Origin of the sequence: Pararobbsia silviterrae, assembly GCF_003628125.1 — a bacterium.
GTDB classification, from domain to species: domain Bacteria; phylum Pseudomonadota; class Gammaproteobacteria; order Burkholderiales; family Burkholderiaceae; genus Pararobbsia; species Pararobbsia silviterrae.
On the sequence record NZ_RBZU01000002.1, the window covers coordinates 61177 to 82247 of the forward strand.

A 21071-nucleotide genomic window follows, 5' to 3' on the forward strand; every position below is an offset into this window, starting at 1 on the left:
GTCCGATCCACCGGCGACTGCCTCGCAGCCGTCCAACGATGATCCGGTAAAAATGGAATTCACGACCGTCCTGTTCTATATCTTTGCGGCGATCCTGGTGATCTCCGCGCTGCGTGTGATCACTGCCCCGAACCCGGTGCAGGCCGCGCTGTTTCTCGTGCTGTCGTTCTTCAATGCGGCCGCGATCTGGATGCTGCTGCAGGCCGAGTTTCTCGCGATCCTGCTCGTGCTCGTCTACGTCGGGGCCGTCATGGTGCTGTTCCTGTTCGTCGTGATGATGCTCGACATCAACATCGACGTGCTGCGCCGCGACTTCAAGCGCTTCGTGCCGATCGCGACGATCATCGGCGCGATCATGGTCATCGAGGCCGCGCTGATCCTCTGGCACGGTTATGCGGGCATCGCCGCACCGGTGCAGGCCGCGGCCGCCGCGTCGGATTGGTCGAACACGCGCGTGATCGGCAAGATCATGTACACCGACTACATCTTCGCGTTCGAAGTCGCCGGTCTCGTGCTGCTCGTGGCGATCATCGCGGCGCTTGCGCTGACGCTGCGTCACGGCAAGGACAGCAAGCGCCAGGTCATCGGCGATCAGCTTCGCGTGCGTGCCTCGGAGCGCGTGCGCGTCGTGAAGATGGCCGCCGAAGTCGAAGCGCCGCCGACCGAAGACACCGCAGCGCCGGGTAACGCCGGCGCGGGCCAGACGAACTGAACGAGGACATCATGGTTTCGCTTCCGCACTACCTGGTTCTGGGTGCAATCCTGTTCGCGATCAGCATCGTCGGGATTTTCCTGAACCGCCGTAACGTGATCATCATCCTGATGGCGATCGAGCTCATGCTGCTCGCCGTCAATACGAACTTCGTCGCGTTCTCGCACTACCTCGGCGATATCCACGGGCAAGTGTTCGTGTTCTTCGTGCTGACCGTTGCGGCCGCAGAAGCAGCGATCGGCCTTGCAATCCTGGTCACGCTGTTCCGCAACCTCGACACGATCAACGTCGAGGATCTGGACCGGCTCAAAGGCTAATTCAAGGGCGAATCACAAGCTGTTATGGCAACGACACTCAACCAAAACCTGCTGCTCGCGGTCCCGCTCCTGCCTCTGGCCGGCTCGTTGATCGCGGGCCTGTTCGGCAAGACGATCGGCCGGGCGGGCGCGCATAGCGTGACGATTCTCGGCGTCGCGATCTCGTTCGTGATCTCGTTCCTCGTGCTGCTCGACGTGATCGGCGGCGCGAGCTTCAACGCGACGATCTATGAATGGCTCAACGTGCCGTTCGGCGACGGCTCGCTGAAGATGGAAGTCGGCTTCCTCGTCGACTCGCTGACCGCGATGATGATGTGCGTCGTGACCTTCGTGTCGCTGATGGTCCACATTTACACGATCGGGTACATGGCCGATGAAGAAACGGGGTATCAGCGCTTCTTCTCGTACATCTCGCTGTTCACGTTCTCGATGCTGATGCTCGTGATGAGCAACAACTTCCTGCAGCTGTTCTTCGGCTGGGAAGCGGTGGGTCTCGTTTCGTACCTGCTGATCGGCTTCTACTTCACGCGTGAGTCGGCGATCTACGCGAACATGAAGGCGTTCCTCGTGAACCGTGTCGGCGACTTCGGCTTCCTGCTCGGCATCGGCCTCGTGCTCGCGTATGCCGGGTCGCTGAACTACGGCGAGGTCTTCGCGCATCGCGCCGACCTCGCGGCCCTCGCGTTCCCGGGTACGCACTGGCATCTGATCACGGTCGCATGTATCTGCCTGTTCATCGGCGCGATGGGTAAGTCGGCGCAGTTCCCGCTGCACGTCTGGCTGCCCGATTCGATGGAAGGCCCGACGCCGATCTCCGCGCTGATTCACGCGGCAACGATGGTGACGGCCGGCATCTTCATGGTCACGCGGATGTCGCCGCTGTTCGAACTGTCGGACGCCGCGCTCTCGTTCGTGATGGTCATCGGCGCGATCACCGCGCTGTTCATGGGTTTCCTCGGCGTCGTCCAGAACGACATCAAGCGCGTGGTCGCGTACTCGACGCTCTCGCAGCTCGGCTACATGACGGTCGCGCTCGGCGCGTCGGCCTACCCGGTCGGCGTGTTCCACCTGATGACGCACGCGTTCTTCAAGGCGCTGCTGTTCCTTGCCGCGGGCTCGGTCATCATCGGCATGCATCACGATCAGGACATGCGCAATATGGGCGGCCTGCGCAAGTACATGCCGATCACGTGGATCACGATGCTCATCGGTAACCTCGCGCTGATCGGCACGCCGTTCTTCTCGGGCTTCTACTCGAAGGACTCGATCATCGATGCGGTCAAGCTCTCGCATCTGCCGGGTTCGGGCTTCGCGTACTTCGCGGTCACGGCGAGCGTGTTCGTGACGGCGCTGTACTCGTTCCGTCTGTACTTCATGGTCTTCCACGGCGAAGAGCGCTTCCGCAACCCGCAGCACGGCGCTGCGCACCATGCTCATGACGACCACGGTCACGACGACCACGGTCATGGTCACGCGCACGTACCGCATGAATCGCCGTGGGTCGTCTGGCTGCCGCTCGTGCTGCTCGCGATTCCGTCGGTCATCATCGGTGCATGGACCGTCGGTCCGATGCTGTTCGGCGACTACTTCGCGCACGGCGTCGTGTTCGACAAGGTCATCGAGATCGGTGCGAACCATCCGGCGCTCGCCGAGATGGGCGAGGAGTTCCATGGCTGGGTCGACATGGGCCTCAAGTCGGTCACGGGTCTGCCGCTGTATCTGGCCGCACTCGGTGTGATCGTCGCGTGGTTCTTCTACATGAAGCGTCCGGATCTGCCGGCGAAGGTCGCGGCACGGTTCCCGTTCATCTATCGTCTGCTCGATAACAAGTACTACATGGACAAGATCAACGAAGTCGTGTTCGCGCGCGGCGCGGTCGCGATCGGCCGCGGTCTCTGGAAAGAGGGCGACCAGGTCGTCATCGACGGGATCGTCAACGGCAGCGCGCGTGCGGTCGGCTGGTTGGGTGGCGTTCTGCGCTTTGTCCAGTCGGGCTATATCTACCACTACGCATTCGCGATGATCATCGGCATGCTGGCGCTCCTGACGCTGTTTGTAACGATCGGCGGAAAATAAGGCGAGGGACACAATGCAATCTTTTCCGCTTCTGAGTATCGCGATCTGGCTGCCGATCCTGTTCGGCGTGCTGATCCTTCTGGTCGGTAACGACCGCAATCCGGGGACCGTGCGCGCGATCGCGCTGATCGGTTCGGTGTTGAGCTTTCTCGTCACGCTGCCGCTGATTTCGCATTTCGACAGCGGCACGGCCGCGATGCAGTTCGTCGAGCAGGCGGACTGGATCACGCGCTTCAAGATCAGCTATCACCTCGGTATCGACGGCATCTCGATGTGGTTCGTCGTGCTGACCGCGTTCATCACGATCATCGTCGTGATCGCGGGCTGGGAAGTCATCACGAAGAACGTCGCGCAATACTTCGCGGCCTTCCTGATCCTCTCGGGTCTGATGGTCGGCGTGTTCGTCGCGCTCGACGGTCTGCTGTTCTACGTGTTCTTCGAAGCGACGCTGATCCCGATGTACATCATCATCGGTGTCTGGGGCGGCGCGAACCGTGTGTACGCGGCGTTCAAGTTCTTCCTCTACACGCTGTTCGGCTCGCTGCTGATGCTGGTCGCGCTGCTCTATCTGTACACGACGACGGGAACGTTCGATCTCGCGACGTGGGCGAAGGCGCCGCTCGCTTTGACGCCGCAGGTCCTGCTGTTTATCGCGTTCTTCGCGGCCTTCGCGGTCAAGGTGCCGATGTGGCCCGTGCATACGTGGCTGCCCGACGCGCACGTCGAAGCACCGACCGGCGGTTCGGTCGTGCTGGCCGCGATCATGCTGAAGCTCGGCGCATACGGTTTCCTGCGTTTCTCGCTGCCGATCGCGCCGGACGCTAGCCACTTCCTCGCACCGGTCGTCATCACGCTGTCGCTCGTCGCGGTCGTCTATATCGGTCTCGTCGCGCTCGTGCAGACGGACATGAAGAAGCTCGTCGCGTATTCGTCGATTGCGCACATGGGCTTCGTGACGCTCGGCTTCTTCATCTTCAGCCAGATGGGCGTCGAAGGCGCGATCGTCCAGATGGTGTCGCACGGCTTCGTGTCGGGCGCGATGTTCCTCTGCATCGGCGTGCTCTATGACCGCATGCATACGCGCAACATCGCCGAGTACGGCGGCGTGGTCAACGTGATGCCGAAGTTCGCGGCGCTCGCGATGCTGTTCACGATGGCCAACTGCGGCTTGCCGGGCACCAGCGGTTTCGTCGGCGAGTTCATGGTGATTCTCGCGGCGGTCAAGTTCAACTTCTGGATCGCGTTCCTCGCGACGTTCACGCTGATCCTCGGCGCGGCTTACTCGCTCTGGATGTACAAGCGCGTGCACTTCGGCGCGATCGCGAACGACCACGTCAAGGCACTCGTCGACGTCGGTTCGCGCGAGTTCTGGATGCTGATGGTGCTGGGCCTGCTGACGCTGTTCATGGGCCTGTATCCGAAGTACTTCACCGACCCGATGCACGAGTCCGTCTCGAACCTGCTCTCGCACGTCGCGCAGTCGAAGTTGCAATAAGATCGGACGAGACCCAACACCATGCAAAACACTTATCTGATTCTGCCCGACGCGCTGCTGATGGCGGCCGTCGTGGTCGCTTGGCTCAACGATCTGTTTTTCGGTCAGGAAGGCCGCAAGACGACCTACGGGATCGCCGTGCTGTCGTCGGTCGTCGCGGCGGTCTGGTACGCGGTCAACGCGCTCGACGGTCATAGCCAGCTGTTCTTCGGCAATATGTATGTCGTCGATCCGTTCGCGAACGTCATGAAGGCATTCGTGTCGATCGGCTATGCGGCGTCGATCATCTATGCGCGCAAGTACATCGAGGATCGCGAGCTGTTCCGCGGCGATTTCTACCTGCTCGGCATGTTCTCGCTGCTCGGTCAGCTCGTCATGATCTCGGGCAACAACTTCCTGACGCTGTACCTCGGTCTCGAGTTGATGTCGCTGTCGCTGTACTCGATCATCGCGCTGCGCACGAGCGCCGCCCAGGCCAACGAAGCCGCGATGAAGTACTACGTGCTCGGCGCGCTCGCATCGGGTTTCCTGCTTTACGGCATTTCGATGCTCTATGGCGCAACGGGCACGCTCGATCTGAACGAAGTGTTCAAGATCCTCGCGTCGGGCCGTGTCGAAAACTCGGTCGTGCTGTTCGGCGTGATCTTCGTGGTCGCGGCCATCGCGTTCAAGATGGGCGCCGTGCCGTTCCATATGTGGGTGCCCGACGTCTATCACGGCGCACCGACCGCGATGACGCTGCTGACCGGCGGCGGCCCGAAGGTCGCGGCTTTCGCGTGGGGCGTGCGTTTCCTCGTCATCGCGTTGCTGCCGTATGCGGCCGACTGGCAGCAGATGCTCGTGATTCTCGCGGCGCTGTCGCTGATCATCGGCAACATCACGGGGATCGTGCAGAAGAACATCAAGCGGATGCTCGCGTACTCGGCGATCGCGAACATGGGCTTCATCCTGCTCGGTCTGCTGTCGGGCGTCGTCGACGGCAAGGCCGACGGCGCGGCGAGCGCGTACAGCTCGGCGATGTTCTATAGCGTGGTCTACCTCGTGACGACGCTCGGCACGTTCGGCATCGTCATGCTGCTCGCGCGCAAGGACTTCGAATGCGAGTTCATCGACGATCTGCGCGGTCTGAACCAGCGTCATCCGATCTATGCGTTCGTCATGCTGCTGCTGATGTTCTCGCTCGCCGGCATTCCGCCGACGGTCGGTTTCTACGCGAAGCTCGCGGTGCTCGAAGCCACGGTCAATGCCGGTCTTACTTGGCTGACGGTGCTTGCGGTCATCACGTCGGTGTTCGGCGCGTTCTACTACCTGCGCATCGTCAAGATCATGTACTTCGATGCGCCGACCGATGAAGCGCCCGTGACGGCCTATGGCGGCGCGCGCGCCTTGCTCGTCGTCAACGGTCTGCTCGTGCTCGCGCTCGGTATCGTGCCGGGCCCGCTGATGAACGTCTGCTTGCAGGCCGTTCACCAACTGACGCCGTAATCGCGCAGGACTCGACGTATGTCCGCAGCAGGCTGGTTTATCGTTTTATTGGCGGTCGTGTTCGCCAATCTGCCGTTCGCGAATCAGCGCCTGCTGTGCGTGGTGCCTTTCAGAAGTGGCCGCAAGAGCGCCTGGTGGCGCCTTGCGGAACTCATCGTCTACTACTTCGTCGTCGGGGCCGTGGGCCGTGCGCTCGAGGCCCAGGCCGGCAATCTCTTCCCGCTGGGCTGGCAGTTCTACGCGATTACGTTCTGCCTGTTTCTTGTCTTCGCCTTCCCCGGATATACCGTCCGATATCTCGTCAAGTTTCGCTGATCTTTACGGAGCACGGCCGTGGCAGATGATCTTCAACGTACCGATGACGCGGCGTTGATCGAAACGCGCCTCGACGGCGAACAGTTGCTCAAGGGTCGCTTTCTCGACGTGCGTCGCGACCGCGTACAGTTGCCCGATGGCGCGATCACGACGCGCGAATACATCGTGCATCCGGGCGCGGTCATGATCCTGCCCGTGTTCGACGACGGCCGCGTGCTCGTCGAGCGGCAATTCCGCTATCCGGTCGATCAGGTCGTCATCGAATATCCGGCGGGCAAGCTCGATCCGAACGAGAATTCCGTGACCTGCGGGCGCCGCGAGCTCAAGGAAGAGACCGGTTACTCGGCGAAGGATTTTTTCTTTATCACGCGGATTCACCCGGTTTTTTCGTATTCGACCGAGTTTATCGATCTCTATCTCGCGAAGGGTCTGACCGCGGGAGAACGGCATCTCGACGAGCACGAGTTCCTCGATATCTTCACGGCCGATATCGGGCAGATGTTCGACTGGATCCGATCGGGTAGGATCACGGATGTGAAGACCATTATCGGCACGTTCTGGCTCGAAAAGATCCTGAACGGCAGCTGGCCGCTCGGCGAGCCGGCTGTCTGACGTGCGCGCTCCCCGTCATGAAAGTATTTGATCTGCGCTGCGATAGCGACCATCGATTCGAAGGCTGGTTCGGTTCCGACGTCGACTATACGGCGCAGCTCGGCAAGCAGATGATCGCGTGTCCCGTGTGCGGCTCGCTTGCGATCGACAAGCTGCCGTCGGCGCCGAGACTCAATTTGTCGGGCGCGAGCGCGCCGCCTGAGACGGCGGCATCGAATGCGCCGAGCGCGCCGAGCAGAACGGCGCCGGCGGCCGCAAACGATGCGGCGCCCGCGTCGGGTGCGACGGCCGAGGTATTGCAGGAACTCGAGCGCCGCTATCTCGCGTTCGCGCGCGAGGTGATCGCCAAGACCGAGAATGTCGGCGACCGATTCGCCGAGGAAGCCCGCAAGATTCACTACGAAGAAGCGCCCGCGCGCGGCATTCGCGGCGTCGCGACGCCCGAGCAGCGGCGCGAGCTTCAGGAAGAAGGGATCGACGTGGTGTCGATGCCGATCCCGGCCGCGCTCGACGGACCGCTTCAATAGCGCGGCGATTGGGCCCACGGCTTAGGGACTGCGCGGCGCAGGGCGCTGCGTCTTAAGGTCCGCCGCTTGTGGCTTACGGCTGACGCAGGCACGGCTTAGCGCCGTACGGCTTAAGGCCCTGCGTCTCAAGGCTCGGTGACGCGGGGCCCCACGCGTCCACGTGTGTATTTAGCGGCGAGCGTATTGCGTCGCGCCGAACAACGTTTCCTTCGCCTTGTCGTCTTGCAGCGGCTTGCGCGCATTCGCGAGCACTTCGACGCCGCGCTGGACAGCCGGCCGCGAAGCGATCGCGTTGAACCAGCGTTCGACATTCGGGAAGTCGCTGAGCTGCTGTCCTTGATTGGCCCACGAGCGCGTCCACGGGAACGTCGCGATATCGGCGATCGTGTAGTCGTCGCCCGCGAGATACGCGTGTTTGCCGAGCTGCGTGTCCATGACGCCATAGAGCCGGCCCGCTTCCTTCGTATAGCGATTGACCGCGTATTCGATCTGCTCGGGCGCATACATCCTGAAGTGATGCGTCTGGCCGAACATCGGACCGACGCCGCCCATCTGGAACATCAGCCATTGGATGACGGTATAGCGTTGGACCGGATCCTTTGGCAGAAACTTGCCCGTCTTCTCCGCGAGATACAGCAGAATCGCGCCCGATTCGAACAAGGCGAACGGCTTGCCGTCCGGACCCTCGGAATCGACGATCGCGGGGATCTTGTTGTTCGGGCTGATCGCGAGAAACTCGGGCTTGAATTGATCGCCCGCGCCGATATTGATCGGATGCACCGCGTAGTCGAGCCCGGTCTCCTCGAGCATGATGTGAACCTTGTGGCCGTTCGGCGTCGGCCAACTGTAAACGTCGATCATCGCAACTCCATCGAGTGTCTGAGTGACGCACGCGCCGCCGCGTGCGTTCGGTGTCGGCGATTACAGCACAGATCCCATTTGCCCGCTGACGCCCGGCCCAGGCTGACCGGGCGGTGTCGTGGGTGCTAGGTGCGGCGATGCGGGCGATGCTTGCCACGCGAGACGATGCCGTGTCGCGTGGCGCATGACGTTGTGAACGTCCCGGTGAATGAGGCAGCAAGCGGGGCAGTAAGCGAGGCCAGCAAGCGGGGAGACGACCGCGGCGACACATCGGGTCACGCGTGCGCGTCGCGCTCAGCGAAGACGCGCGATACGCGCTTCCCCCTCGGCCGTCATCTGGGATTGAAGATCGCGGTCGGTGGCCTGTTCGAGCAATCGCTTCGCGTCGGCGAACGCGTTCGGTGCGCGTCGTCCGATCTCGCTCGCCCAATCGATCGCAAGCTGAAGCGCCTCGCCGTGCGCGGCGAGCTTGTTGACGATGCCGGCCGCATAGAGGCGCGCGGCTTCGATCGGCGCGCCCGTGAGGATCATTTCATTCGCGAGCGCCTTCGGGAGCGTGCGCGCGGCGAACCACGACACGCCGCTGTCGGGCAGCGATCCCTGCGCGTCGCGAGGCAGACCCGCATGCGCGGCTTCATCGGCGACGATCAGGTCGCACGCGAGGGCGAGCGCGAGTCCCGCGCCTTCCGCCTGTCGTTCGATGGTTGCGATGACGGGCTTGCTGAACGTGCGCAGCGCATCGAGCAGTCCCGCGAAGCTCGCGATCGCCGAAGCATGCCCATCTTGGATCGCGTCGCGACGCGCCAAGCGCGAACTCGGCATCACGCTGACGAGCGCGTCGAGCCCCGTGACGACGACGGCGCGCGTCTCGTCATCGCGTTCGGCCACATCGAGCGCTTCGATCGCCGACGCGAATACGTCGGCCGACGGCTCGCGCGCGCCCGGATTCGAAATCGTGAGCACCCAGGTCGTGTCGATCTGCGTGGCTTTGAGTTCTGCGCTCATGATGTCAAAGCCGCGCGAGCCGTCCGAGCGCTTCGTCGAGCGTGCTTTCCTTCTTGGCGAAGCAGAAGCGCACGATGCCCGATTCATGCGGCTCGTGATAGAAGGCCGACACGGGGATCGCGGCGACGCCGATTTCCGACGTCAGCCACTTCGCGAAGTCGGCCTCGGGCATATCGCTGATCGCCGAATAGTCGACGCATTGGAAGTACGTGCCGTCGCAGGGCAGCAGCCGAAAGCGCGTGCGTTCGAGCCCTGCGCGGAAGTGGTCGCGCTTGCGCTGATAGAACGCGGGCAGGTCGAGATAGGGCGCGGGATCGGCCATGAAACGCGCGAGTCCGATCTGCATCGGCGTGTTGACGGTGAACACGTTGAACTGATGGACCTTGCGAAACTCGGCCGTCAATGCGCGCGGCGCCGCGACGTAGCCGACTTTCCAGCCCGTGACGTGATACGTCTTGCCGAAGCTCGATACGACGAGGCTGCGCGACGCAAGCGCGGGATAACGCGAGACGCTCGCGTGCGGCTGCCCGTCGTAGACCATGTGCTCGTAGACCTCGTCCGAGAGCACGAGCACCTGCGTGTCGCGCACGATCGCTTCGAGCTTGCGCATGTCGGCGTCGCGCCAGATCGTGCCGGTCGGGTTGTGAGGCGTGTTGATCACGATGAGCCGTGTGCGCGGCGTGATCGCGGCCGCGAGGCGATCGAACGGGATCGCATAGTCGGGCGCTTCGAGCGAGACGAAGACAGGCGTGCCTCCGGCGAGCTCGATCGCGGGCAGATAGCTGTCGTAGTTCGGCTCGATGACGACGACCTCGTCGCCCGGATGCACGACCGCGAGAATCGCGGTCAGCAGACCCTGGGTTGCGCCGGCCGTCACGGTGATTTCCGTGTCCGCATCGTAGGCATGGCCGTAGAGCGCACCGATCTTCGCGGCGATCGCTTGCCGCAGCGGCGCGGCGCCCGCCATCGGCGGATATTGATTGAAGCCGTCGCGCATCGCGGCCGAAACGGCATCGACGATACGCGGGTCGCAATCGAAATCGGGGAAGCCCTGGCCGAGATTGACGGCGCCTCGCTCGGCGGCGAGCGCCGACATCACGGTGAAGATCGTCGTGCCGACGTTCGGCAGGCGCGAGGGCAGGGAATCGGCGGAAAAAGCGGCGTGAGGCTGAGCGTTCATGGCGGCGCGAAGGTCGGAAACGCGTCAAGTATGCCTCAGTTGCCGAACGTCGATGGGACGTCGCCGCGGCGTGCATCGACGAACGCGGCCGGCAGGCCGATCGAAAAACCGAAGTCGCGCGCGATGCGCTTGGCCATGCGCAAGAGTTCGCGATCCTTCGAGACGAGCCAGTCGGCGCGGGCGCGATGCGCGAGTTCGAGAAACTTCTGGTCGTCGCGATCGCGGCATTGCGGCAGGGGGCGTGCATCGATCGGCTGCGATGCGGTGCGAGTCGCCTCATCGTGCGTCGATGCAGGCGCGTCGTTCGCGGCGCGTGCGTTCGGGTCGGCGCTCGTCGTCACGCTCGCGGCCGCGCCGACGCTCGCACGTGCTTGCTCATCGGCGCCCGTGTTCGCATTGGCCGTATCGCGTGCCACATCACGCGCCATATCACGTGCCGAATCGCTCGGGGCCGGCAGCGCCACGGACGTCGTCCACGCGTCGACCTGCGCGAGCGCAGCTGCTTTGTCGATCGCGAACCGTTCGAATTGCGGATAGTCGAGCACGCGCGCGAGCTCGGCGCGGCAACGCGCATCGATCACGGCGTCGATGCGCGCATGCGTGAGCGCCGACGCGATCGGTCGCGTCGCGGGGTCGTCGAACACGAGGATATCGATCCAGACATTCGAATCGAGCACGACGCGGGGCCTACGTTCGGCGGCTGAAGAGGTCATTCGATACAATGGGGGCCGTCATATTGGGCCGCATACGCGGCATCTGCGTCTAATGATAATCGTTCTGTCTCCGGCGAAATCGCTCGATTATGAAACCCCGCCGCATGTCCAACAGCATTCGTTACCGGCGTTCGTGGATCATTCGAGCGAACTCGTCGATACGCTGCGCGCCTTGAGCCCGGCATCGATCGGCTCGCTGATGAGCATTTCCGATCCGCTCGCGAATCTGAATTTCCAGCGATATCAGGACTGGACGCCGACGTTTACGCCGGCCAATGCGAAGCAGGCCGTGCTCGCGTTCAACGGCGATGTCTACGAGGGGCTCGATGCGCGCTCGTTCGCCGACACGGATCTCGACTTCGCGCAGCAGCATGTGCGGATCCTGTCGGGGCTCTACGGTGTGTTGCGGCCGCTCGATCTGATGCAGCCCTATCGCCTCGAGATGGGCACACGCCTCAAGAACGCGCGTGGTAAGGATCTCTATGCATTCTGGGGCGACCGGATCACGCATGCGCTCAATGGCGAACTCGGACAGCGCGATCCGATGTCGCGCGCGCTCGTGAACCTCGCATCCGAAGAGTATTTCAAGTCGGTGCGGCCGAAGTCGCTCGATGCGCCCGTGATTACGCCCGTGTTCGAGGACTTCAAGGGCGGCCGCTACAAGATCATCAGCTTCTATGCGAAGCGCGCGCGCGGCATGATGGCGCGCTATGCCGTGCTCAACCGCATCCGCCACCCGAGTGCGCTCCGGGACTTCGATGTCGACGGATACGCGTATGCGCCCGACGTGTCGAGCGAGCAGACCTGGGTGTTTCGCCGCAAGCAGGCGGGCGGCGCCGCGTAGCGTATCCACGCGCGCATGAGCGGGTATGAGTGGGGATGAACAGATGTGAGCAGGTGTGAGCGGGTATGAATGGGTAAGAGCGCATCGCGTGGGTTTGCGATGCGGTGACGCACCGCCGCGGTGCGCCGTGGACACAGTAGCGCGAAGCGTCGAGACGGCCGACAATGCCGGCTATCGTTCATCGAGAGACATTCATGACACTGAGCATCACGAGCCGTTTCGATGGGGGCGCCATCGACGTCATATCGAGCGAACGCGCCGACGATGTGCGTCTGCGCATCCGACCCGATACGCGCGCCGAATTCGCGCAGTGGTTCTACTTTCGCGTCAACGGCGCACGCGGCGAGGCGTGCCGTTTCGTGTTCGAAAACGCATCGGCCTGCGCGTTTCCCGATGGCTGGCGCGACTATCAGGCCGTCGCGAGCTACGACCGGCTCGAATGGTTTCGTGTGCCGACGTCCTACGACGGCGAACGCCTGACCATCGAACACACGTCTGAATGCGACACGATCTACTACGCGTATTTCGAACCGTACGATGAATCGCGGCACGACGTCGTACTCGGTCACCTGCAGCAACATCCGGTCGCCGAACTGCGCGACCTCGGCAAGACGGTCGAGGGCCGTCCCGTCGAACTGCTGCGGCTCGGCGACGCGGATCCCGCGAAAGCGAATATCTGGATCATCGCGCGCCAGCATCCGGGCGAGACGATGGCCGAGTGGTTCGTCGAAGGTCTGCTGGGCCGCCTGACCGCGCAAGGCGACTGGGCCGAAGACGATACGCTCGGCGAAACGCTGCTCGACCACGCGACGTTCTATATCGTGCCGAATATGAATCCCGACGGTGCCGCATTGGGCAATCTGCGCACGAATGCGGCCGGCGCGAACCTGAACCGCGAATGGATGAATCCGGACAGCGTGCGCAGTCCCGAGGTCAAGGTCGTGCGCGACGAGATGCATCGCGTGGGCGTCGACATGTTCTTCGACATCCATGGCGACGAGACGCTACCGTATGTGTTCGCGGCGGGCAGCGAGATGCTGCCGGATTTCACCGACGATCAGGCGAAGCGTCAGGCCGCGTTCATCGATGCATTCAAGCAAGCCGCGCCGGACTTCCAGGACGTGCATGGCTATGAGGCCGACAAGTACCGCGAGGACGCGCTCTCGCTTGCGTCGAAATATGCGGGACATGCGTTCGGCTGCTTGTCGCTGACGCTCGAAATGCCGTTCAAGGACAACGCGAATAGTCCGGACCCGGTGGTGGGCTGGAACGGCGCGCGCAGCGCTGCGCTCGGCGCCGCGATGCTCGAAGCGATCGCGGCCCAGCTCGACGCGTTTCCGAAGCGCTGACCGCGCGAGGCATCGGCGGCGGCGTCGGCGCGCGTCTTGGGCGCGCGGGCTCGCGTTCCGCGGGTTCGCGTTCTTGCGTCAGCTTTTCTTTTTGCTGTGCCGACCGCTCGAATGGCTCGAACCTTTCGCGCCGCCGTGCTTGCCCTTGCCGCCGCGGCCATGCTTTTTCGATCCCGATCCGCCTGAATTCGGCTCGTTCGAGTCGAACGCGAGCAGTTTGTTGTCGGCGTATCCGCATCGGAATTCGAGGGAATCCGGATCTGAGCTGCCTTGCTTGCGAAAGCCCTGACCCTCGATCTTGACCATCGTGTCGACCTTGATCTTCTGCTTGTCGGCGCCGAATGCCGCGTTCCAGGGCTCGATCGACGCGTGCGCGTCGGTCAGGATATCGCCCGGGAAGTCGACATGGTCGTAGATCGGCGAGGTCCCGATGATGAACACCGCATGTGCCGCGCAGTCCGCCGCGAGCGGGTTCGCATGCTGTTCGTTGATGTATTTGCTCACGAGATCGTTGTGCTGCTCGAGTTGATCGGCGCGAGCCGCGCCACCGAGGCACGCGAGAACGGTGAGCGCGATGGAGGTCGCACAGTGAGCGACTGTACGGTGAGAAACGGACGGAATCGGGAAAGGAAAACGCAACTGTCTGGAACCGTTGTTGGAGCGCGGACACGTCACCGCTGGAGTTTTAGGATCGCAACCGTACGTCTGATATCCGATCGCTCGCGGAGTTCCATGCTTGGCGCGATCGGCCCGTACGTGGCGGGCACGCGATACGCGATCGGGCGCGCATCGGTACGTCATGCTCGGCGCGCGCGACGGGCCTCAAAGGCCGCAAGAGGCCATCCCTGACGCCGACATCCCTAGCGTTGATCCAGATGATAGCGGTGATCGTCGTAGGTCGTCACCCACGCGGGCTTGTAGATCGCGAGGATCGTGGTCAACGTGCCCGAGAACCATGCTTCGCCGCCCGCGACCCAGAGGGCGCGATCCCAGAATGCAACCGGAAATCCTTGCCACTCGCCCGCGAGCGCCGTGTGAAGCAATACGCCGGAGAGGGCGGCGGCGATCAGCGAACACGCGGGCGCGATAAATCCGTTGCCGCACACGAAAACCGCGCGGTTGCGCGGCAGCAGTGCCGCAAACAGTCGTTGCAGCGATAACGCGACGAGCACCGGGACCGCACCGAGCACGAGCAAGGTGAGGCCGAGCGTATCGAGCGGGGCGTCGAGCACGAGCGCCGACAAGCCGATCATCACGTACGTGCCGATGAGCGCGAGCGCCCAATCGAACAGCGTCACCATCAGCGCGGCACCGAGCAGATGGAAGGTCGGGCCGTCGCCGAACCACTCATCGACGGCCCAGAGCACGGACAGCGTCACGACCGTCGCGAGCCAGAGATGCTGGAGCGTGTCGTTGCGCACTCTGCGCAGCGGGCGCGTCCCTATCGCATAGGCGAGCAACCCCGCCGCCGCAATCCAGCCGGCGACGATCCAGATCCATGGAAGGGGTGCGTAAATAAATCCCATAAAACCAATCTTACTCGTACAAATCGCCCACGTGGGTCACGCGCAACGCGGGCGTTGTTCGCGCGAGCCGCATCGCAAGCAACGAAGCGTGCTCGGACGGCCGCGTCTCGCCGGTCGGCTCGCGAAGATTGCCTAATCACAGCTTAGATATATCTCGATTCTCGCGCTATTGCTTTTGGCCGAGGCGCGCCTTCCCCGCGTGTTTGCGATGATGGATCGCGTGTCAACATCGTTTCGAGAGGGGGGTGCGTGCTTTTCTACGTCATGAATAGGCAGTCGGAGCGTCGCGAAGGCGTCAAGGCGCTGCTCAGGCAAATCTACCGGCAGGCTAGGATGTCCGATGCGGCGGACTGGGCGCAGCTTGAACGGCTGTTGGCGCGAGGGTTGCCCGATCTGCTGGTGATCGACTGGCATGCGGACTGCACGGTCGAGGCGCTGCGTCGCGCGCACGGTTCGCATCCGGCGCTTGCCGTCGCGGTGCTGACGGACGACGGACATGCGGACACCGTGGGTCCGCTGGTCCGCGCGGGTGCGCTTGGCGTGATACCGCGCGATCTCGAGCCGCGGCTCATCTTGCGGGCGCTTGAATTCGTGCTGCTGGGCGGCTACTACGTGCCGGTCGGCGCGCTCGGCCCCGATATGATCCCGCGCGTCGCGCCGGCGGTGCGCGGGTCCCTCGAGCGGCCGTTGTCGAGAAGCGACCGCGCCGCCGCGCTGGCGGGCTGTCGATCGAGCGCGCGGCGCGTCACGCGCGCCGGGCTGTTGTCGCCGCGCCAGCAACAGATCATGCGCCTCGTGCACCTGGGGAATACGAACAAGACGATAGCGCGCGCGCTCGATATCAGCGAGGGCACGGTCAAGATTCATCTTGCGGCCGTGTTCCGCTTGCTCGGCGCCGCGAATCGCGCCGCGGCCGTCGCGCTCTATAACGGATGGCAGTACGGCGCATTGCCGTCGCTGCGCATGGAGACCGAGGACGGCGAGCCCGAACCGCGGCACGGTATGCGCTCGCCCGTCCCGTTGCGGTGTAGCGCGGTCCCTCGGGTCTTCGATGCCACACTGGCGGCGAACGACGGCTTCGAGCGCGCGTCGCCGTATCTCGTCGCGGCCCAAGCGGAATGGCCGTTTGCTCCGCCGCGCAGGCAGGTGCGGCGTCGCGCGGCATCGGCTTCGGCATCGGCGTGTGCCGGCGCGGCGTCTGCGCAAGACGGCGGTTTCGAGGCGCGCGATGGCGCGATGCTTCGGGGCCGACCGCCGCACGCGCGCGGCGCCGCGTCGCCGCCGGCGGCCCGTGCGGGCGCCGGCGATGCCGTGCTTCGCCGCGCATCGTCACAGGACGACGATCGGGGACCCGATGGCGAAGCAACGCCCGACCGCGCGTCGGCGCGTGACGGCGACACGGTGTTCGACCGTGAGCCGGCGCTCGATGGTGGTGCGGTGCTCGACTGTGCATCGGCGCAGGGGGAAGACTCGGCGGCCCCTGACGAGACGCGGTTCGCCTCGGAGGCAGCGCGAAACGACGCCGCCGTGCGTGGCGAAAGGGCGACGCGCGGCGTGCCCTCCACGGCGCCGGAAAGGCGGCATGGACGTACGCGGCGGCGTATGCGCACGCCTCGCACCTCATTCGAGGACACGTCCCGCGAGGGTCAGCAGGACAGGGCCCGATATGGACCCTCGCCGATGCGAGACGAGTTACACGAGCTGGACGAGCCGCACGAGCTGGACGAGTCCGACGAATTGGGCGGGCCCGACGACCCGCAATCGCCGCCGCAATAGTCGATGACGCTCACCACGCCGATGACGCCCACGACGCCGCACCGGGCTTCGATCCGATGCGCCGGGCGTCGCGCGGCTCAGTGAAAATGCGGTTGGACGGGCTGGACGTCCTCGGGCATCTCGGCGTGTACGATTTCGCCGAGCGGATCCGCATACAGCGGTACGCCGCAATCGTCGCAGTACTCGGGTTCGAAGCGGCCCGAGTGCTGGCGAACGTCCGTGATGCCGGCTTCCTTGAGCAGCGCGATGAGTTCGTCGAGCGGGCCGGCGCCGCTGATGGGTTCGGCGGGGCCGTCGTGATCGTTGAGGTCCGCATCGACGTTCTCACGCCCGTAGAGCGGCCAGACGACGCCGTACAGCACGTCGTTGCTGCCGCGGCGCGTGAACCCGATGCGGAATTCGTCGACGTGACGTTCGCCGAAACCGCCGATCACGGCGCGCAACTCGGCCGGCTCGGCCTGCAGCGTATCGGCCAGATAGCGCACGGCCGTGCGCACGGTGTGCGGCCGGATCTTCTCGTCGGCATCGCGGCACGCCGAGTAGAACGCATCGGGCAGCAAGCACTCGATTTCGCAGCCCGGCAACACGAGCGCGAGATTCGCACCGCCCTGGTTCGACCATTGATCGAGGCACTGGCCGCGCTCGATCCGGTTGCCCGCATCGTCTTCCTGCCAGCGGAACAGGGCCGAGCCCGCGGGCGCGGCGACCGCGGCAAGCAAAAAGCGCGGATCCGCGAGGATCGGCGAGGTTTCGGGCAGATCGCCGAACGACACGCGCGGCACGGTGCCGGCCACGGCCGCTTGCGCGAGCTGCTGCGCGAGACGGAACGTCTCGACGTGATGACGCGGTAACTGGTCGATGCTGTAGAGATAGGGCGACATCGCGACCCGCGACCCGCTCGCGAGCACATGCGCATGCAGGTGCGTGCGCAGCGCATCGGCCGTATCGGCCTTGAGCGGACCCGAAGGAATCGCATAGCGCGTCCACGCGAGCACCGGCGCCGCGATCAGCACGATGTCCCAGTCGGCGCCGTCGTGCTGGATGACGAACGACTCGCTGTGCGTTTCGGCGATGTCCGCGAGCGCGGCGTACGCATCGGGATGATTCTGCTGCAGATGGTCGAGCGCGGCGTCGAGCGTGGTCTGGCTGCCGTTGCGCAGCATCTTTGCGAGCAGGGCGTCGATCCGGGCTTCCCAGAAGCGGTCTTCGGTACGACTGCCCGACGCGACGAGCGCGAGCGACAGGCCGACAAGCTTGTCGGCATCAGGAGGAAGACGTTTGGCGATTCGCGAGCGCATGGTGAGGGTTCAGGGTGGCGTCAAAGGGCCGCGCCACACGGAAAGGTGCATGGCCCCACATTCTAGTCGTTCTGCGCGAGCTCGCGCGAGCGGGCTTGGGGTTTGCTTGGACGGGGCCTTGGACTCGGGCTGGACGCGGGCTTGAATCCAAAAGCGGCGGGCAATAAAAAAGCCCGGCTTTTCAGCCGGGCTAGAAGGGCCGCGCGAGGCGCGGCCACCCGCAAAGGGTCGGACGTCGTCGCGTTACGCCGCGAGCAGCGAACGCAGCACGAACGGCAGAATCCCGCCGTGCTTGTAGTAGTCGACTTCGATCGGCGTATCGATGCGCAGCAGCACCGGGACGCGCTTCGTGCCGCTCTTGCCGTGCACGACGAGCGTGACTTGCTGTTGCGGCTTGAAGTCGTTGCCGAGGTCTTCGATATCGAACGTTTCTTCGCCCGTCAGGCCCAGCGACGTGACGCTGTCGCCTTCCTTGAACTGCAGCGGCAGCACGCCCATGCCGACGAGGTTCGAACGGTGAATCCGCTCGAAGCTCTTCGCGACGACCGCCTTGACGCCGAGCAGCGCCGTGCCCTTGGCCGCCCAGTCGCGCGAGGAACCCGTGCCGTACTCTTCGCCCGCGAGCACGACCGTCGGCGTCTTCGCCGCGATGTACTTCATGGCCGCGTCGTAGATCGACAGCTGTTCGCCGCTCGGCTGATGGATCGTGAGACCGCCTTCGACGCGCGTGCCGTCGGCCTTGGCCGGGATCATGAGGTTCTTGATCCGGACGTTCGCGAACGTGCCGCGCATCATGACGTCATGGTTGCCGCGACGCGAGCCGTAGCTGTTGAAATCGGCCTTCAGCACGCCGTTTTCCTTGAGCCACACGCCTGCGGGCGACGTTTCCTTGATGCTGCCCGCGGGGCTGATGTGGTCGGTCGTCACCGAGTCGCCGAAGATGCCGAGCGCGCGCGCGCCCTTGACCTGTTCGATCTCGGCCTTCGGTTCCATCCCGAAGCCCTCGAAGAACGGCGGTTCGGCGATGTACGTCGACTTCGGCCATTCGTAGACGTCGCCGTCGACGCCGTGGATCTTGCTCCAGAGGTCGCCGTCCGTCGTGAGCTTCGAATAGTTCGACTTGAACGCCTTGGCGTTGAGCGCGTACTTGAGCAGCTTGTTGATCTCGTCGCTCGTCGGCCAGATGTCGCCGAGGTAGACGTCCTTGCCGTTCTTGCCCTTGCCGACCGGCTCGGTCATCAGGTCGCGCGTGATGTTGCCCGCGATCGCGTAGGCGACGACGAGCGGCGGCGACGCGAGGAAGTTCGCGCGGATATTCGGGTGGATACGCGCTTCGAAGTTACGGTTGCCCGACAGCACGGCCGCCGCGACGATGTCGTTGCTCGTGATCGCTTCGTTGAGTTCGGGCGTGAGGTCGCCCGCGTTGCCGATACACGTCGTGCAGCCGTAGGCGGCCAGCGTGAAGCCGAGCTTCTCGAGGTACGGCAACAGCTTCGTCGCGGTCAGATATTCGGTGACGATCCGCGAGCCGGGGGCCAGCGAGGTCTTGATATGCGGCGCGACCGTCAGGCCCGCTTGGACGGCCTTCTTCGCGAGCAGACCGGCGGCGAGCAGCACGCTCGGGTTCGACGTGTTCGTGCACGACGTGATCGCGGCAATCAGGATGTCGCCGTTCTTGACGTCGATGCCGTCCTTCGTCTTGTAGACCGTTTCGAGATCATCGGCCTTCTTCGCAAAGCCGTTTTCGGCGACCGGCTTCGAGAACAGGTCCTCGAACGTATGCTGGACCTTGCCGATTTCGATGCGGTCTTGCGGGCGCTTCGGGCCGGCGAGCGACGGCGTGACCGTCGACAGGTCGAGCGTGAGCACCTTGCTGTAATCGATGTCGCCGGCCTTGGGCACGCCGAACATCTTCTGCGCCTTGAAATAGGCGGCGAACGCGGCGATTTCCTGCTTCGTGCGGCCCGTGCCCTCGAAGTATTCGATCGTCTTTTCGTCGACCGGGAAGAAGCCCATCGTCGCGCCGTATTCGGGCGCCATATTGCCGATCGTCGCGCGATCGGGCACGCCGATCGATGCGGCGCCTTCGCCGAAGAACTCGACGAACTTGCCGACGACCTTCTCCTTGCGCAGCATTTCGGTGATCGTGAGCACGAGGTCGGTCGCGGTCAGGCCTTCGCGCAGCTTGCCCTTGAGCTCGACGCCGACGACGTCGGGCGTCAGGAAGTACACGGGCTGGCCGAGCATGCCGGCTTCGGCTTCGATGCCGCCGACGCCCCAGCCGACGACGCCGATGCCGTTGATCATCGTCGTGTGGCTATCGGTGCCGACGAGGCTGTCCGGATAGTAGACCGTGTCCGCGCCTTCGGTCTTCTTGTGCACGCCGCGCGCGAGGTACTCGAGATTGACCTGGTGGACGATGCCGATGCCCGGGGGCACGACCTTGAACGTGTCGAAGGCCTGCATGCCCCACTTCATGAACTCGTAGCGCTCGTTGTTGCGCTGGAATTCGAGCTTCATGTTGAGGTCGAGCGCATCCGGCTGGCGGAAGTAGTCGATCTGCACCGAGTGGTCGACGACGAGGTCGACGGGCACGAGCGGCTCGATCGCCTTGGGCGTCTTGCCCATGCGTTCGGCGACGCCGCGCATCGCGGCGATATCGGCGAGCAGCGGCACGCCCGTGAAATCCTGCAGCACGACGCGTGCGACGACGAACGGAATTTCATCGACCCGCGAGGCGGTCGGCGCCCAATTCGCGAGCTGCTCGATGTGTTCTTCGGTGATCTTCTTGCCGTCGAAATTGCGCAGGACCGATTCGAGCACGACGCGAATCGACACGGGCAGACGTTCGACCTTGACACCAAGCGCCTTCCCGAGCGCGGGCAGCGAGTAGTACTTGCCTTTGCCGGCGCCGCTGTCAAATTCCTTGAGCGTTTTATGTAGATTGTGGGCCATTTAGATTCCTTCGTTAAACGCGGAA

Annotated in this window: 19 protein-coding genes; 11 read left to right on the top strand and 8 right to left on the bottom strand. The window is 64.0% G+C overall.

Translation table 11 applies throughout. The features are described from left to right. The first annotated feature begins 52 nt into the window (after nt 1–52). Genes D7S86_RS05710 through D7S86_RS05745 form a run of 8 tightly spaced genes read left to right on the top strand, consistent with a single transcriptional unit; the run spans nt 53 to nt 7539 of the window. Nucleotides 53–712, top strand: a complete 660-nt coding sequence (locus tag D7S86_RS05710; protein WP_121084459.1) for an NADH-quinone oxidoreductase subunit J — start codon at nt 53–55, stop codon at nt 710–712. A gap of 11 nt (nt 713–723) precedes the next feature. After that, entirely contained in the window at nt 724–1029 is a 306-nt protein-coding gene (nuoK, locus tag D7S86_RS05715) for an NADH-quinone oxidoreductase subunit NuoK (RefSeq protein WP_121084461.1), read from the top strand. Between the two features lie 24 nt (nt 1030–1053). Then, nucleotides 1054–3105 carry an NADH-quinone oxidoreductase subunit L gene (gene nuoL, locus D7S86_RS05720; protein ID WP_121084463.1) on the top strand — a complete coding sequence of 684 codons (2052 nt, stop codon included), beginning with the start codon at nt 1054–1056 and terminating at the stop codon, nt 3103–3105. Between the two features lie 13 nt (nt 3106–3118). Next, complete coding sequence (locus tag D7S86_RS05725; protein ID WP_121084465.1) at nt 3119–4600, top strand: NADH-quinone oxidoreductase subunit M; 1482 nt, start codon at nt 3119–3121, stop codon at nt 4598–4600. A gap of 21 nt (nt 4601–4621) precedes the next feature. Further along, the gene (nuoN, locus tag D7S86_RS05730; RefSeq protein WP_121084467.1) at nt 4622–6085 is read left to right on the top strand and encodes an NADH-quinone oxidoreductase subunit NuoN; all 1464 of its coding nucleotides are present in this window, start codon (nt 4622–4624) and stop codon (nt 6083–6085) included. 18 nt (nt 6086–6103) lie between these two features. Next, nucleotides 6104–6400 carry a DUF2818 family protein gene (locus tag D7S86_RS05735; protein WP_121084469.1) on the top strand — a complete coding sequence of 99 codons (297 nt, stop codon included), beginning with the start codon at nt 6104–6106 and terminating at the stop codon, nt 6398–6400. A gap of 18 nt (nt 6401–6418) precedes the next feature. After that, the gene (locus D7S86_RS05740) at nt 6419–7012 is read left to right on the top strand and encodes an NUDIX domain-containing protein (protein ID WP_121084471.1); all 594 of its coding nucleotides are present in this window, start codon (nt 6419–6421) and stop codon (nt 7010–7012) included. 17 nt (nt 7013–7029) lie between these two features. Further along, a complete protein-coding gene (locus tag D7S86_RS05745; protein WP_121084472.1) occupies nt 7030–7539 on the top strand; it encodes a DUF1178 family protein in 510 nt (169 codons plus the stop codon). Between the two features lie 168 nt (nt 7540–7707). Here the strand turns inward: D7S86_RS05745 and D7S86_RS05750 are convergent, their stop codons facing one another. The 4 genes from D7S86_RS05750 to D7S86_RS05765 all read right to left on the bottom strand — a co-directional run bounded on the left by D7S86_RS05750 (nt 7708) and on the right by D7S86_RS05765 (nt 11298). Beyond that, a complete protein-coding gene (locus D7S86_RS05750; protein WP_121084474.1) occupies nt 7708–8400 on the bottom strand; it encodes a glutathione binding-like protein in 693 nt (230 codons plus the stop codon). A gap of 294 nt (nt 8401–8694) precedes the next feature. Further along, nucleotides 8695–9405, bottom strand: a complete 711-nt coding sequence (locus D7S86_RS05755) for an enoyl-CoA hydratase-related protein (protein WP_158601868.1) — start codon at nt 9403–9405, stop codon at nt 8695–8697. A 4-nt stretch (nt 9406–9409) separates the two neighbouring features. Then, a complete protein-coding gene (locus tag D7S86_RS05760; RefSeq protein ID WP_121084478.1) occupies nt 9410–10585 on the bottom strand; it encodes a pyridoxal phosphate-dependent aminotransferase in 1176 nt (391 codons plus the stop codon). A gap of 35 nt (nt 10586–10620) precedes the next feature. Beyond that, nucleotides 10621–11298: a PIN domain-containing protein gene (locus tag D7S86_RS05765; RefSeq protein ID WP_121084480.1), complete on the bottom strand. Its 678-nt coding sequence runs from the start codon at nt 11296–11298 to the stop codon at nt 10621–10623. 52 nt (nt 11299–11350) lie between these two features. On the opposite strand from D7S86_RS05765, the gene yaaA reads away from it, so the two are divergent. Next, the gene (gene yaaA, locus D7S86_RS05770) at nt 11351–12142 is read left to right on the top strand and encodes a peroxide stress protein YaaA (protein WP_121084482.1); all 792 of its coding nucleotides are present in this window, start codon (nt 11351–11353) and stop codon (nt 12140–12142) included. A gap of 194 nt (nt 12143–12336) precedes the next feature. Then, nucleotides 12337–13491 carry a M14 family metallopeptidase gene (locus D7S86_RS05775; RefSeq protein WP_121084485.1) on the top strand — a complete coding sequence of 385 codons (1155 nt, stop codon included), beginning with the start codon at nt 12337–12339 and terminating at the stop codon, nt 13489–13491. Nucleotides 13492–13569: 78 nt separating this feature from the next. Here the strand turns inward: D7S86_RS05775 and D7S86_RS05780 are convergent, their stop codons facing one another. Beyond that, nucleotides 13570–13995 carry a BspC domain-containing protein gene (locus D7S86_RS05780; protein ID WP_121084487.1) on the bottom strand — a complete coding sequence of 142 codons (426 nt, stop codon included), beginning with the start codon at nt 13993–13995 and terminating at the stop codon, nt 13570–13572. Nucleotides 13996–14351: 356 nt separating this feature from the next. Continuing rightward, on the bottom strand, nt 14352–15017 hold the full coding sequence (locus D7S86_RS05785; protein WP_121084489.1) for an energy-coupling factor ABC transporter permease: 666 nt from the start codon (nt 15015–15017) through the stop codon (nt 14352–14354). A 264-nt stretch (nt 15018–15281) separates the two neighbouring features. Between D7S86_RS05785 and D7S86_RS05790 the strand changes: the two genes are divergently transcribed. Then, on the top strand, nt 15282–16793 hold the full coding sequence (locus D7S86_RS05790) for a response regulator transcription factor (RefSeq protein ID WP_121084491.1): 1512 nt from the start codon (nt 15282–15284) through the stop codon (nt 16791–16793). Between the two features lie 77 nt (nt 16794–16870). Here D7S86_RS05790 and D7S86_RS05795 read toward each other — a convergent pair whose 3' ends face one another. Together D7S86_RS05795 and acnA are read right to left on the bottom strand one after the other, a co-directional pair. Then, the gene (locus D7S86_RS05795) at nt 16871–18091 is read right to left on the bottom strand and encodes a DUF2863 family protein (protein WP_121084493.1); all 1221 of its coding nucleotides are present in this window, start codon (nt 18089–18091) and stop codon (nt 16871–16873) included. Nucleotides 18092–18334: 243 nt separating this feature from the next. After that, nucleotides 18335–21046 carry an aconitate hydratase AcnA gene (gene acnA / locus D7S86_RS05800; protein WP_121084495.1) on the bottom strand — a complete coding sequence of 904 codons (2712 nt, stop codon included), beginning with the start codon at nt 21044–21046 and terminating at the stop codon, nt 18335–18337. Between the last annotated feature and the right edge of the window lie 25 nt (nt 21047–21071).

Coding starts and splice junctions, on each gene's coding strand:
- D7S86_RS05710 (WP_121084459.1), top strand. CDS start 53: ATGGAATTCACGACCGTCCTGTTCTATATCTTTGCGGCGATCCTGGTG.
- nuoK (WP_121084461.1), top strand. CDS start 724: ATGGTTTCGCTTCCGCACTACCTGGTTCTGGGTGCAATCCTGTTCGCG.
- nuoL (WP_121084463.1), top strand. CDS start 1,054: ATGGCAACGACACTCAACCAAAACCTGCTGCTCGCGGTCCCGCTCCTG.
- D7S86_RS05725 (WP_121084465.1), top strand. CDS start 3,119: ATGCAATCTTTTCCGCTTCTGAGTATCGCGATCTGGCTGCCGATCCTG.
- nuoN (WP_121084467.1), top strand. CDS start 4,622: ATGCAAAACACTTATCTGATTCTGCCCGACGCGCTGCTGATGGCGGCC.
- D7S86_RS05735 (WP_121084469.1), top strand. CDS start 6,104: ATGTCCGCAGCAGGCTGGTTTATCGTTTTATTGGCGGTCGTGTTCGCC.
- D7S86_RS05745 (WP_121084472.1), top strand. CDS start 7,030: ATGAAAGTATTTGATCTGCGCTGCGATAGCGACCATCGATTCGAAGGC.
- D7S86_RS05750 (WP_121084474.1), bottom strand. CDS start 8,400: ATGATCGACGTTTACAGTTGGCCGACGCCGAACGGCCACAAGGTTCAC.
- D7S86_RS05755 (WP_158601868.1), bottom strand. CDS start 9,405: ATGAGCGCAGAACTCAAAGCCACGCAGATCGACACGACCTGGGTGCTC.
- D7S86_RS05760 (WP_121084478.1), bottom strand. CDS start 10,585: ATGAACGCTCAGCCTCACGCCGCTTTTTCCGCCGATTCCCTGCCCTCG.
- D7S86_RS05765 (WP_121084480.1), bottom strand. CDS start 11,298: ATGACCTCTTCAGCCGCCGAACGTAGGCCCCGCGTCGTGCTCGATTCG.
- yaaA (WP_121084482.1), top strand. CDS start 11,351: ATGATAATCGTTCTGTCTCCGGCGAAATCGCTCGATTATGAAACCCCG.
- D7S86_RS05775 (WP_121084485.1), top strand. CDS start 12,337: ATGACACTGAGCATCACGAGCCGTTTCGATGGGGGCGCCATCGACGTC.
- D7S86_RS05785 (WP_121084489.1), bottom strand. CDS start 15,017: ATGGGATTTATTTACGCACCCCTTCCATGGATCTGGATCGTCGCCGGC.
- D7S86_RS05790 (WP_121084491.1), top strand. CDS start 15,282: ATGAATAGGCAGTCGGAGCGTCGCGAAGGCGTCAAGGCGCTGCTCAGG.
- D7S86_RS05795 (WP_121084493.1), bottom strand. CDS start 18,091: ATGCGCTCGCGAATCGCCAAACGTCTTCCTCCTGATGCCGACAAGCTT.
- acnA (WP_121084495.1), bottom strand. CDS start 21,046: ATGGCCCACAATCTACATAAAACGCTCAAGGAATTTGACAGCGGCGCC.